Annotated in this window: 6 protein-coding genes; 2 read left to right on the forward strand and 4 right to left on the reverse strand. The window is 51.2% G+C overall.

The window, feature by feature from the left end:
• Nucleotides 1-714: 714 nt before the first annotated feature.
• A complete protein-coding gene (locus tag E5K03_RS13700; RefSeq protein ID WP_138007371.1) occupies nucleotides 715-9,588 on the reverse strand; it encodes a GLUG motif-containing protein in 8,874 nt (2,957 codons plus the stop codon).
• Between the two features lie 416 nt (nucleotides 9,589-10,004).
• Between E5K03_RS13700 and E5K03_RS17425 the strand changes: the two genes are divergently transcribed.
• Both E5K03_RS17425 and E5K03_RS13710 read left to right on the forward strand, forming a co-directional pair.
• A complete protein-coding gene (locus tag E5K03_RS17425) occupies nucleotides 10,005-10,580 on the forward strand; it encodes a hypothetical protein (protein WP_205743006.1) in 576 nt (191 codons plus the stop codon).
• Between the two features lie 40 nt (nucleotides 10,581-10,620).
• Nucleotides 10,621-11,118: a transposase gene (locus E5K03_RS13710; protein ID WP_138007372.1), complete on the forward strand. Its 498-nt coding sequence runs from the start codon at nucleotides 10,621-10,623 to the stop codon at nucleotides 11,116-11,118.
• Between the two features lie 374 nt (nucleotides 11,119-11,492).
• On the opposite strand, the gene E5K03_RS17950 is transcribed toward E5K03_RS13710, so the two are convergent.
• The 3 genes from E5K03_RS17950 to E5K03_RS17765 are packed head-to-tail and all read right to left on the reverse strand — an operon-like array spanning nucleotide 11,493 to nucleotide 12,775.
• Nucleotides 11,493-11,846 (reverse strand): DUF5658 family protein, encoded by a 354-nt coding sequence (locus E5K03_RS17950; RefSeq protein ID WP_394343985.1) that lies wholly within the window; start codon nucleotides 11,844-11,846, stop codon nucleotides 11,493-11,495.
• A 1-nt stretch (nucleotide 11,847) separates the two neighbouring features.
• The gene (locus E5K03_RS13715; RefSeq protein WP_138007373.1) at nucleotides 11,848-12,441 is read right to left on the reverse strand and encodes a response regulator; all 594 of its coding nucleotides are present in this window, start codon (nucleotides 12,439-12,441) and stop codon (nucleotides 11,848-11,850) included.
• Between the two features lie 10 nt (nucleotides 12,442-12,451).
• A complete protein-coding gene (locus tag E5K03_RS17765) occupies nucleotides 12,452-12,775 on the reverse strand; it encodes a HalOD1 output domain-containing protein (RefSeq protein WP_265338737.1) in 324 nt (107 codons plus the stop codon).
• Nucleotides 12,776-13,222 lie beyond the last annotated feature (447 nt).

Below are 13,222 nucleotides of genomic sequence, written 5' to 3' on the forward strand. Positions count from 1 at the left end.
AGACGTTTTCGGAAACCCGTGGTACTCTGCCTCGAAACCGTATAGACCAGAAGTTACAGACAACAATGGTCGTTCTCCACTGGTCGCTACTAAACAAGGACGTATTCATAACACAACGATTCAGCAATATGCTTACTGCTTGACTCGACCCTGTATCTTGGACGCTAGCTGCCCACACAGTGGTAAGATCGACGAATGTCAAGCAGCGACATGGAAGGAACTATCTGCTGGTCCCAGCTCAGTATCACCTCATGCAATCCGACGAGGGGCAATCACTCACGCAGTTAACACCGGAACTCCACAAGAGGCGGTGAGTGATCGAGCAAACGTCACTCGGGAGGTGCTTGACAAACACTACGATGCGCGGCCTAAGCGCGAAAAGATGAAAGCAAGGCGTCAGTTCGCAGGAAAATTATGACACGCTGATTTTGTGGAGCCAGTTATCAGTTGTTGGCAATTTGATTGTCTTTATTCAACTCGGAACGCGTATAATGCCGTTCCAGTCGCTATTCAGTCGGATTCGTATATAAATCTGGGTCATATTGCCAACTACTGATATTATATAATAACTATCCACTCATATAATTGGTTCTGTTGGAATCCTCAATCAGAGATATGTTCTTGGGGCCATGCTGAATTCGACTGATAAAATCAATTTTTCAGCAAGTCAGCGTCGGTATTCGAATACGTGTTTCACGGTGTAATATCGGACTACTAGATGGAATCGTTGCCCTCGGAGCGCCGACGCCTCACACCCCAGGCGATGACGGCTACGATCACGATGACGAGGAGGAGAACAATAATCGCGTAGATAGCGAATCCGACAGGCGTCTCATCGTCGGTAGTGGTTGGAAGCCCGTTGCCGGAAGTCTCTTCGCCCGCCGTAACGGTCAGATCGGTTACCGTGGTGTCAGTCTCACCAGCGTCATTCGTCACGGTGAGTTTGACAGTGTACTCACCTGGTTCGTCGGCGGTTACTGTTACCGTTTCTCCGGTGAGCGTTTCACCGTAAATACTCCAATTGTAGGCGGCAATCTCGCCGTCTTCGTTCGTCGAGTCGCTGCCGTCAAGGGTTACCTCCTCGCCTACGGTCACTACGCTAGGCGAAACGGTTACAGCCGCGTCCGGCCCGCTAGTGGGCTCAGTTGAGTCGGGAGCACCAACAGCAAACAATGAGAGACCGGGCGATTCGGCCTCAAAGACGTGATGAGTATCGGTTGTTTCGACTTCAGTCGCGTCAAGTTCGTTCCAGCGTCCGGTCTCGTCGCGGTAAAGCGCGATATCCTCCGACTCAATATCGTGTTCGTCGAGATACGCGGACTGCACGCGGAACTGGAACGTCACACCCTCGATGTCGTCGTCCGAATTCGAGTGAGTCACTTCGACGTAGCCGATGGCCGACGAGCCAGTTCCCTCGAAGAATCGGTCGTTGGTGCTCTCATTGGTTTCGCTACTGGCGTCCCACTGGCTGACGCTAATATTGAACTCGCGAGTGCCGGTTTCGGTCGGTTGAACCGACAGGCTGTCGTGATCGACGTTACGTCCGGTTGGCTCCTCTGTTGCGTCGTCTGCCTCGTCGGTGAGTGAGAGCAAGATATTACCGGCACCATCGGAATCTGAGACGGTGAAGCCAATTGACTCGTCGGCGGATGGCTGGCGAGTGACCGACTGTGATTGGTTGTCCCCGGTATCTGTATTGTTGATGGTGGACTCCTTTTCACCACTACTGTCATCTCCACCACTCTCACCACTACTGTCATCTCCACCACTCTCACCACTACTGTCATCTCCACCACTCTCACCACTACTGTCATCTCCATCACTCCCGCCATCTCCGTCATTGCTCGTGTCGATCATGACAGAGTCAGACTCAGCACTCGCACCGTCGTTGTCATTAGCATCTTCAGCAGTGTCGAGTGTTGCTCCAAACATACCGTCCCCGTTGTCGCTCAGGGTAGCAGTGTATGTGAAACCATTAGTGAGGTTACCGCTTTGGGTGAAGTTACTCATTACTAGGTTAGTCCCACCGGCGTCATCCGTCCCATTGGAATTGATCTTACTCAGCTCTTTGTCGGAGTCAAAGGAGACTTCGACAGTCTGCCCCTCTGTATTGTTAACACTGAAGTTTGTAATCTCTGGAGGCGTCGTGTCAGCGGCAGCTTCCATACTGAAGATTTCGGAAGTGACTGATGGGTTTACCTTGAATTCCAACCTGTAATCGCCAGTCGTCGTGTTGACAACTAAGTTGTCGAATGTGGCTATCCCCGACTCGTTCGTCAGAACGGTCAATGTAGAGGTATAACCGAAGTCCTGTGGGTCCCCTACGGGTTTCAGTGCGACGGTAACATTAGTTCCCTCAACGGCGTTGCCGTGCTCGTCAGTGACGTTGACTGCCGGCAGACCAGTCAGTGTCTCATTAGCCGTCTGGGAGACGTCTGGCTGTGTCTGGATCGTTATTGCGTCAGCTGCGGCAGATTCGACCTCAAGAGTCTGAGAGCTGGCTGTGTCGCCGGCAGTCACGTTGTGGTCGCCACTACTGATGGAGAAGTTCAGCTCATAGATAGTGCCTGCTGTTTCGATCACGAGATCGTCAAAAGTAGCGACGCCATCACTCCCGGTCGTCTGGGTGGTCGTTCCCGAGTCGAATGAGTAGTCGCTGTTTTCGGTCACCGTCACGTCGACTCCCTCAACGGCGTTGCCGTGCTCGTCAGTGACGTTGACTTTCGGCGGGCTGGTGAGCGTCTCACCAGCTGTCTGTGTTCCGTCCGGCTCTGTCTGGATCGCTATCGAGTCGGCACCGTCACTACCGTCACCATCCGTATTAACGGTTAGCGTGTCGGTGCCCGCTGTCTCTCCCGAATCTGTATGAGTTACAGTGACTGCACTTCCATCCTCGCCCTCCTCCAGCACGGTTCCATCTGATGGATCTACCGAATAATCGGAGTCCCAATCGCTATCCCCGTACGTTACGGTTGAGGTTGACCCGTCACTGTACGTTTCAGTCACTTCCATCCCGGTCAGGTCCAGAGCTTCTCCGGAGTCGTACGTGAAGTTTGGCTGGGTCTCGACGGAGATGGATTCGACCACCGTATTCACAGTTAGCGTGCTGGTATCTACCGTCTCTCCTGAATCGGTGTGGGTGACTGTGACGGTACTTCCGTCATCGGAATCTCTCAATGTGGTTCCGTCCGATGGACCTACCGAATAATCGGAGTCCCAGCTGCTATCGCCGTACGTGACGGTCGAGGTTGACCCGTCACTGTACGTTTCAGTCACTTCCATCCCGTTCAAGTCCAGAGATTCGCCCGAGTCGTAGGTGAGAGTTGGCTGAGTTGTTACCTCGATGCTCTTTACCACCGTATTCACGGTCAGCGCGTCGGTGTTCGCCGTCTCTCCCGAATCGGTGTGGGTGGCCGTGACGGTACTTCCATCATCGGAATCATCTAATGCAGTTCCGTCCGATGTGTCTACCGAATAATCGGAGTCCCAATCGCTATCGCCGTACGTGACGGTGGCGGTTGACCCGTCACTGTACGTTTCAGTCACTTCGATTCCGCTCAGGTTCAGCGATTCTCCTGAATCGTACGTCAGGTTGGGCTGGGTCTCGACGGATATAAATTCGACCACCGCATTCACAGTTAGCGTGCTGGTGTCCGCTGTTTCTCCTGAATCCGTGTGGGTGACCGTGACGGTGCTTCCGTCATCAGCATCTTCTAGTGTGGTTTCGTCCGAGGGATCTACCGAATAATTGGAGTCCCAATCGCTATCCCCGTACGTTACGGTTGAGGTTGACCCGTCACTGTACGTTTCGGCGACTTCCATCCCGGTCAGGCCCAGCGATTCTCCTGAATCGTACGTCAGCGCTGGCTGCGTCTCGACGGAGATGGAGTCCACCACCGCATTCACGGTCAGCGTGTCGGTGTTCGCCGTCTCTTCCGAATCAGTGTGGGTGACCGTGACAGTACTTCCCTCATCGGAATCTTCTAGTGTTGTTCCGTCCGATGTGTCTACCGAATAATTGGAGTCCCAATCGCTATCGCCGTACGTTACGGTCGCGGTTGAACCGTCACTATAACTTTCAGTGACTTCCATCCTGGTCAGGTCCAGAGCTTCGCCGGAGTCGTACGTGAGAGTTGGCTGGGTCTCGACAGAGATGGAGTCCACCACCGCATTCACAGTTAGCGTGCTGGTATCTACCGTCTCTCCTGAATCGGTGTGGGTGACCGTGACGGTGCTTCCATCATCGGAATCTCTCAGTGTGGTTCCGTCCGATGGACCTACCGAATAATTAGAGTCCCAATCGCTATCGCCGTACGTGACGGTCGCGGTTGACCCGTCACTGTACGTTTCAGTCACTTCCATCCCGGTCAGGTCCAGAGCTTCGCCAGAGTCGTACGCCAGGTTGGGCTGAGTCTCGACAGAGATGGATTCGACCACCGTATTCACGGTTAGCGGATCCGTATCAGCCGTATTGCCTGAATCGGTGTGGGTGACTGTGACGGGGCTTCCGTCATCGGAGCCTTCCAGTGTGGTTTCGTCCGATGGATCGGCAGTGTACTCCGACCAGTCAGCATCGCCAAAGCTCGTCGTGTCCGTCGTTCCATCTGAAAGCGTTTCGTTGATGACCAGGCCGGTCAAGTCTAGAGCGTCTCCCGAGTCGTAGGTGAGGGTATCGGGCTGCGTCTCGACGGAGATGGAGTCCACCACCGTATTCACGGTCAGCGTGCTGGTGTCCGTCGTCTCTCCTGAATCCGTATGAGTGACAGTTACATTGGTTCCATCATCGGAATCAGCCAAGGGATCTCCGTCCGCCGGAACCGCGGTGTAGTTCGACCAGCCAGCATCGTCGAAGGCCGTTGTTTCCGTAGTTCCGTCCGAGAGTGTCTCATTGATGACCAGGCCGCTCAGGTTCAGAGCGTCTCCAGAGTCGTAGTCAAGCGTATCGATCGGGGTATCAACAGATATGGAATCCACTACCGTGATCTCCGTTAGCGTGAAGTCTTCAGTAGCGGATTCACCAGCATTGAGGCTGATGTTGCGCTCGTCGTCTTGGTGGTCAGTAGCCCCAGTGACGACGAGGTGGTAGTCATCAGCGCCAAGTCCCTCGAAGCTGTATGAGCCATCGCTGAGATCTGCGGTCCCGTCAGCAGCGCCGGAATCGTTCTGCTGATCGAAGTAGATCTCAACCGTTCCATCAATCACTTGCGTTTCACCGTCACTCTCGAACACGTCACCGCTCACCGAGGCCGGGTCATCATCGGCTAATTGTTCCAGATAAGGATATCCATCGTTTATCGACCCGACGATATTCCAGATGTTTTCTTCGCCCTCGTCATCGTTCGGATTGCCGACGAAGTCCCACGGGTCGTCTAATCCGTCAGTGTCTGAATCGGTAAACGTAGCGACGTCCTTCATATCTCCGGTGGTCTTTGCGGTTCCTCCTGCCGAATCATCTTGTTCCGATGTATTCGTGTCCCAGAAAGCGTTAGAGTAGGACCCGCCATCATTGCTACCTATTAATCCACCAGAATCAGTTCTGTCTCGTACCCATCCCGTTGAATAAGCGTTTGTAATCTCTGCTCCGTTGTTTCGTCCTATTAAGCCACCTAAAAAAGAATTACCGTGAACATCCCCCGTTGCATACGCATCTGTTATTGAGCCTCCAGTCTGGAAGTCATCGAAAAGACCAATAAGCCCCCCCATATTATCTGCTTCATTATAACCTGGACTAACATCCCCTGTGGCGTAAACACGTGTGTACGTATTACCACCAGCTTCGTAACCTACTAAGCCTCCTTGAGGAGCTCCTTCGCCAGCTGGTATAGTTCCTGTTGCATAAGAGTCAGTGATATCTGCTCCACGATTGTTACCAATCAGTCCGCCCACATTATTTTCCCCCAGAACGTTTCCGGTTGCATAAGAATTCGTTATTGAGCCTCCAGACTGAGAATCATCAAATAGACCAATAAGACCCCCTATATCATTTTCTTCACCGTATGTTAGACTAACATCCATCTCGGCGTAAACGTCTGTGTACGTATTACCACCAGCTTCGTAACCTATTAGGCCTCCTTGTTTACCTCCTTCCCCATCTGGTATACTCCCTGTTGCAGAGGAATTTATGATATCTGCTCCACTATTATGACCAATGAGCCCCCCAGTCTCTGTTTCCCCATTAACAGTTCCTGTAACATTCACTCCAGAGATAGTCGATCTTTCAGTATCTTCAACGGTCCCAACCAACCCCCCAATCTGGGTTGATTCCGACGCTACATCAACACCATCCAGAGTAACATCTTCAATTGTTGCTCCATCAATTTTAGAGAATAAACCATTGCTCCCACTCAAGTCTGCGATAGTGTGCCCTTGTCCATCAAAATTTCCTTCAAACGTCCCGATAGAGCCCCAATCAGCTCCATACGTCTCGTAACCTTCTGAGTCTTCATCTAGATCACTCGAAAGAACATACGTACCGCTTGGATCGTCTCTTACATCGTTCAACTGGCTCCAACTCTCAATTTTAGTTGTGTCATCGGTTGTAAAATTCCACGTACTGGAAGTATAATCCGCAGAGCCGTCAGCAGCAGTCACGAGCCACTCGTAATATCTGAGCGAATCGACTGTGTCCCAAGTGTAAGTTGCATCTGTGCCGCTGTCAACGTCTGAGGCGGTGTCAATCAGTTCGGGCATATCGGCCAACGAGTACGAATACGCTCTCTCGGCGTCTCTACCGACGTAATATAGCTGAGTCCCTGTCGGCTTGAAGTACAGGCTATGGGCGTCACCGTGTTCAAGGTTCGTTGACACTTCATCAGCCGTTGCCGTAGAGAGGTCCCATGCGGTGCTGAGAGTGAACTGGTGTAGTTTGTCATCCCCGTCTCCGACCTCGTACATCCGAGTTCCGTTCGAGTGAATAAACAGGCCCGTGGAGGCGCTATCTTGGCTAGAAATACTCTTCCCAGTGTAGGTCGCCGTAGAGAGGTCCCAGGCTGTCGAGAGATCGTATTCATAGATATCGCTATTACTCAGTTCGTACAGCTTTGTGCCATCCGGACTGAAATGAATGTCTTCGGGATCGGAACTCTGCGTCTGCATAGTGTGACGGATAGCCTCAATATCAACCGTGTTAATGTCGCCACCGTCCATATCTATCCAGTGGATTTCACCGTCGGCTTTTTCAAGTTCATAATAGTTTTGACCATCAGGACTCACAAAGAGGTCAGCTGAATTAGGATCCACGTTCTGTTGGCTTTTTTCGAACTCAGCAGTGGACAAGTCCCAGGGAGTGGTGAGAGAGAACTGATAAACTTCTTCATCACTGTACCCCATCACATATAGTATCGTGCCGTTTGCACTGAAATGGATTCCCTCTGGCCCGGTATCTTCCGTGTCAACTTCAACCTCGTCGTACCGAGCTGTCTCAATGTCCCAGCCGGTCACTTCATAAAACGAGACGTTGAGGTTGTCATTTTCATCGCTTGTAGCCGTGACATTCAGTTCAGGGGGGGCCGAAACGTCGGCATCACCGTCTTTAGGGCTGTTCAATTCAACATTTGGTCTGTCTTTCTGGTCAGTCGAGAAACTCTTTATCTCAGAGGTGGTACGTTCCGATCCGTCATCAGCAGTAGCGCGCCATTGATAATAGCTAGACGAGTCTACTGCTTCCCATGAGTATGTCGCAGTTTCACCACTCTGTACACCTGAGATGCTATCGATCAACTCAGGAGAGGCGTCCAGTGAGTACTGGTATACTGCTTCATCGCTTCGGCCAACAGAATACAGCTCAGTTCCCGTTGGGTTAATGAACAGACCGTGTCCGTCATCTTCATCAATGCTTACAGAGGTGGTGTCCTCGGAGATAGATGAAATATTCCACGCAGCCTCAAGCTCAGACTGGTAAATTTTACTCTCCGTTTCACTGGTCTGGTATAGCGTGTCTCCGTCTTGATCGATGAATAACCCTGTCGCACCACTTTCAGCATCCACGCTGTCTGTATACGTGGCTGTAGAAAGCTCCCATGCGATATCAAGCTCATATTTGTAGACAGTCTGTGAATCTGAATCGAGTTCAAATAGTTTTGTTCCGTCAGGACTGAAGTGGATGTCTTCAGGGTCTGAACCTTGTGTATCGATAGTTGTTTTGGGGCTATCAGTGTCTGCTGTTGAGATATCGCCGTCTGTAATTTCTAGCTGGTAGATTTCAGCATCATTACGTGCCAACTCATAGAGGTGGTCTCCCTCAGGACTGATGAAAATATCTGCAGAGTTATCATTCACAGTGTCCTGTGTTTCTTCATGAGTCGCAGTGCTGATATCCCAGGGAGCCGTAAGTTGATATTGATGCATTTCTTCGTCGCTGTAACCAAGTTCATACATCGTCTCTCCGTCTGGGCTGAAGTGGATGCCTTCTGGTCCACTGTCTTTGGTAGATTCCTTTCTAGTGAACGTTGTCGTCTTAATATCCCAACCAATCATTGAGGAAAACGAGATGTTAAATTCGCCATCTACAGGACTAGTAGCCGTTACAGCCAACTCGGTTGGTGTTTCTATATCAGCTCCCTCGTCTTCGGGGCTTTCCAGAGCTACATCAACCTGATATGGTGGATTGTCCCCCAGATACGGATATCCACCGTTTAGTGAAGTTGAAATGTTCCAGATGTCTTCCGATGCAGTGTCGTCGCTGGGGTCGTCAACGAAGTCCCACGCTGAATTAAGGCCATCTGTACTTTCATCCGTAAACGTAGCGACGTCCTGCATCTCTGCAGTGGTCTTGCCCGTTCCCCCGCCCGAAGATGTTTGTCCCGATGTCTCCGTGTCCCAGAAGCTGTCCACATTTGTGGCACCGCCGCCGTCCTCTCTTCCGGTAAGACCACCGACAGTCGAACCTGTATCTGCCTCGTCCACAACACCGAAGCTGTAGGATTTCTTAATTGCTCCATTACTGTTGTCCCCGACCAGGCCGCCAATCTTTTCATGATCGCTGATAACCTCCACACCGCTGTAGCTGTTGGTTATCGTCCCTTCCCCTTCGTTGTGCCCCACCAGTCCACCGGTTCGTTCTCTACCGTCGACCACGCCTGTGGCGAAGCTGTTGTCTATCAGCCCGTTGTTTCTGCCCGCTAACCCACCCATCTGGTTTTGCCCGGTGAGGTCGACGTTCGTCACCCCGAGGTTCCGCACTTCGCCGTCTGTACCAATATACCCGAAGAGTCCGTTTAAAGTAACGTCCGCGCGGTCAATATACAGCCCTTCAATGGTATATCCCTGCCCGTCAAAGGAACCGGTGAATTTCGTGGAGTCATCACCGATTGGGTCCCAACCAGCACTATCGTCCGCATTGTAGGTATCATAACCGTTAGTTGAATTATCTAAATTATTCTGTAATTCATAGTAAGCACCCGGTTCATCCCTTACTTCATATAATTTTTCCCAATCTGTTATCTGATAAGGATCGTCGGGCTCTGTTCCGTTTCCATCACCGGTGAACGCCACCGCAGTTCCAGCAAACGATACGCTAAGCGCAATCATGGACAGCACCATGATCACGCTGAAAAAAACTGCCCATGCCTTACCGCGTGTATCTTCCACTAACCCTATTTTATTGGAGAAAGGTATAGCCCTTTTACCGATGTATATACCGAGTTGAAATTCTTAACCTGTATATATACCCTCCACTGGATTATGAATAGTTTTGAGGGATGAACAGGGCGATAAGTTAATGAGTTCAGATACTCCCAAGCCTGCCCAGCGAGTGCTATTAACTCGGAAATTTCCTTATCAGAAGGTATGACAGCACTCTTCATGTCTGGCTTAGTCGGCGAAAACAAGCCGGGTCAGACGCTCTGCCGTCGCCATCAAGTAGTCGGGGAGAGGTCGAACCACACCTGCGGAAACTGCGCTCCCTGTAGGTTCAATCGTGGAATATTTGACCTCCTCCTGCGACCTCACAGTAGGTGCCGAAGTAGCTGAGTCGTTGTTTTCAGTGCTGGTGACCAATCTGTGGTATGATCCACGCAGCGGAGGCGAAACAGCTGTCTCGTGTTGCTTCTACGCTGTTATTCACGCACCTTGGTTTTGCGACGAAACCGAACGGACAGTATCCGAGCGAGGACTTCCAGAGGGTCCTCGCTTGGAGTCCCTTCGACGGCGAATTTGTCCACACAACCGCCAAAGAGCTTCAGATCGCTCGAAATGAAGACATCGATCTCCAGCAACGGAGTCCGCTTGCCAGATCACTGCTCTACCACCTTCGTGGACTGAGCCCGGACGCCATCGATGCTCAGTTCGATAGCGTCCGGGCCGCAATATTCGCTCACGCCCGCCGCCAGCGGGCGTTCACTCATCTTGTCGATGTTGCGCTCAATATTCACGAATGGCTCTACTACGGCTCGGACGACACACCCCACGTCTGTTCGGTCAATCCACATTGCGGAACAAACCTCGCGTACGCAGTTGTGACACTCTGTATTGTCGATCCCCCGTTCAATTCACGCTCGCATCCAAATCTGTTGAGGCGAATGACTCCCGCACGCTGCGGGAGTCGATTCGCCGGCTCGTTACCACTGCTCGGCAGTTTATGAAGATCAACCGCGTCTACTGTGATTGTGGCTTCTACTGTATATGCCACTTGTAGAGACGTTTGTCGAACTCGACGTTAACTTCGTTATGCGTGCTCCACAGACTGTGCGCGTCAAGCGCGCGCTTGAAGCCCATGGCGCTTCTCGGTTCGTCACAGATTACGAGCTGGTGAGAGAAAATCCACCGACCGACCGAGTGCCAGTAACACTTGTCGTCGTCTCGCACCGCAAACGGGACGACAACTCGTTTTGTCTTGTGACGAACTGTGCGGTGTCAGAAGATGCCGCTGAACCGCTCACAGAAGCATACCGCCGCCGATGGGGAATCAAAACCTCCTACCAGAAGATCGGTGAGTTTCTGCCGCGAACGTCGTCACCGACGTTTGTGGTGCGGCTGTTCGAGTTTCTGTTCGCGGTGGCGATGTACAATCTGTGGATTCTGGTGTGTCTGTTCCTTGCTGAGCAGCGAAACTACAAGGATCGACCAGCCGTCTCGACAGCACTGTTTCGGCTGTTCGTGCTATCAGTTCCGGACGGATAGCGACAGATGTGGCGACTGACCTGGATTCTTCCGGGTCAGCACGCCGCTGAGTACTGACAAGATTGCCAAACCGCTTGCGGCAACCATTTTTTTGCTCTCGGACAGTGGTTCGCTGAGGAAAACATTGATTGGATCAGCCTTTCTTAACCGCGAGGAACGGAACTCAACTGAATCTCTCCGGTACTTCGGCACCTAGTGTAAAGCCGTGGGTTTCTCCTGTATTTCGTATAAAACGAGGGTTTCGGACATTCATTGCAGAAATTAAAGCAGAGAAAGCAGCATAGCAAATGATATCAATAATATGATGGAAGTATATAATAATAAACCGACAAACTCGATCAATCTCATATCCAAATGAGGACCATATTATGAAGTCATAAAGCGCTACAAACGACGAAAAGTGAAAGGTATGCTACGTTGCTCCAAAGCTCAATATTATGTCTCGATTGTGCGACTCCGGGAAGCAGGTATTCACCAAGAGAAAATAACAATACCAGTGACACCGGCGAGACGAAGAATAGCCCGGGGATGATCCCTAGAGTCTCGATCACAAGTACAACAGTCGGATTGACTTCTCGCAGTCCGATGCTCAGCCCATAGTACGTGAGACTCGCATCTATAGCTTGTACTAAGACTAATCCGATGAGCAGCGGATATTTGTTTTCTGCGAGTACGTTGATATTGCCGCTGGTAGCATAATAGGTAGCTGTCACGGTTCCTCGTTCCATATCAAAGCTGTTCTATAGGTTGGGAGCCGAAACGCTGGTCTCTGACCAGCATATCGATCCGGTAATTTGTCTCGAGACGCTGGAGTGTCGTATCAGCTTCCTCCTCCAACTCACGTATTATCTGGAGGAGATCGCCGTACCGATCGTCTTTTTCAAGCTCTGTTTTGTCAGGGTTCGCTTCTAACGTGACTTTCTTCGCGGTGAGTGAGAGAAGCTCTGTGAGTGATTCGTCATATGTTAGAACCAACTCCGCAGCTTCCACAGCTGCAAGAAGCTTTGTCCGGTCAATTGGTTTGAGAAGATAGTCGTCCACATCGATGGATACTATATCTTCCGTTGACTGAACAGCTGTTATCATAATCACCTGCTGGGCATCTCCACTTTCACGAATTGATTGTAGCACCTCCGTGCCAGAGAGGCCCGGCATTCGACGATCTAAAAGGACAATATCGATCGGTTCCTCAGCAAATATTTCCAGTGCATCTTCCCCAGAATAGGCCACATGAACCTCGAACTGCTCCTGCAGCCAGACGCGAAACAAGTCAGCGAGATTCTCTTCGCCTTCGACGATCAGAACGGTACTGGAATGGGTCATCTTTTCTCACTCACGCATCTCGTTCGACAATAACACACACCGTTGATGCGTACATGACTGTCACAAGTGCGTCCTGAAAGAGAAACTCCACAGAGGGCATATGACTGGTCCCCTCGACTGTACGAGTTTTGAATAAGCCATCTAACTTGTCTGGATCAACAAATTCGAACACCGGCGGGGATCTACTGAGTTCCGGCCAGTCTTCGACTGCTTCCATAAGTGTCTCAATGACCGCATCTGAAACACGAACAGGTCTGTCAAATTCGCACACAATTTGAGAGTCCGTGCTCCATCCCGTAGGTTCAGACTCTCGGTGCGGAGAGATTTTGGCCATACAAAATACATATCTTCTACAATCGTACGTCTTTTACCCTCTAATATCGGGTTGTAAAATTTAATACCTATATGGAAAGGTTTGCTATTTGCAGCCAGTTCACCGAATGGCGACTGGCAAGATACTCTTAGTACCTCAGAATGCAATTCTGCGCTAAGTTACGATCCCGTTAAATCCTGATAGAGAGTCGTCAGCAGAGTAAAGTACCACGGGTCGGGTGACCCGTGGCGTTCGCAGAGACACGTCACGCCCAGAATCGGGCGGTAAAGCGTGCGAATCTTTAATTCCCGTCGCGCTCCCGGTTGGTCGCGTGGAACCAGTAACACCCGAACACGCCGTTCGTGTCCGTGAAGGCCAGCCACTTTACGATGGCTCGACACCACCCGTCTCACCACGTCTTACCTTGTTTCAGTGCGTGGGTTTTGAGCGGTTGTTAACGGTGAGCTC

The organism is Halalkalirubrum salinum, assembly GCF_005543295.1.
GTDB lineage: Archaea > Halobacteriota > Halobacteria > Halobacteriales > Haloferacaceae > Halalkalirubrum > Halalkalirubrum salinum.

Excerpts from the sequence above, each read along its gene's own strand:
- E5K03_RS13715 (WP_138007373.1), bottom strand. The coding sequence starts at position 12,441 with ATGACCCATTCCAGTACCGTTCTGATCGTCGAAGGCGAAGAGAATCTC.
- E5K03_RS17950 (WP_394343985.1), bottom strand. The coding sequence starts at position 11,846 with ATGGAACGAGGAACCGTGACAGCTACCTATTATGCTACCAGCGGCAAT.
- E5K03_RS17765 (WP_265338737.1), bottom strand. The coding sequence starts at position 12,775 with ATGGCCAAAATCTCTCCGCACCGAGAGTCTGAACCTACGGGATGGAGC.
- E5K03_RS17425 (WP_205743006.1), top strand. The coding sequence starts at position 10,005 with ATGATCCACGCAGCGGAGGCGAAACAGCTGTCTCGTGTTGCTTCTACG.
- E5K03_RS13710 (WP_138007372.1), top strand. The coding sequence starts at position 10,621 with ATGCCACTTGTAGAGACGTTTGTCGAACTCGACGTTAACTTCGTTATG.